1 pseudogene is annotated in these 422 nt (G+C 45.0%); it reads right to left on the reverse strand.

The annotated features are described in order from the left end of the window. Positions 1-422 (reverse strand): annotated as a pseudogene (locus SB660_RS19080) (penicillin-binding protein); the annotation flags it as partial.

The raw sequence follows: 422 nt of genomic DNA on the forward strand, positions 1-422 counted from the left end.
ACAAAAATATGCCGTTCGGATAGTAGCGCTTCGTATCTCTTAGGAAAGAAATACCCGGAAGATTCATTTTTTCGATCTTTTGTTTTTTTTTTGCATAAGAGATATCGCGGCCGGCTGAACCGAATTCCACCTGCTTCGCGCCATCCCTGTTTAAGATGTCTAGAATCTTACTTTTATCAAGATTGATAACGGTCGCCAGTTTTTCCGCCGTTTTCTCTTTGTCTTTGACATGCTGAGGATGCTTCGGATCACTCGTCATTTTTTTATCAAGCACGGCAATGAGCTTATATGTCGCCGTGTCCTCTGCAAGCACTTTGCCGTTCCGGTCAAGAATAGAGCCGCGGCTCGCTTCTATCGTCCGCTTTTTTTCGTGCTGCTCGGTCGCTTTTGTTGCAAGTTCTACTCCGTTTGCTTTACCGGTT

The organism is Bacillus sp. SIMBA_005 (genome assembly GCF_046535585.1).
Classification (GTDB): domain Bacteria; phylum Bacillota; class Bacilli; order Bacillales; family Bacillaceae; genus Bacillus; species Bacillus pumilus.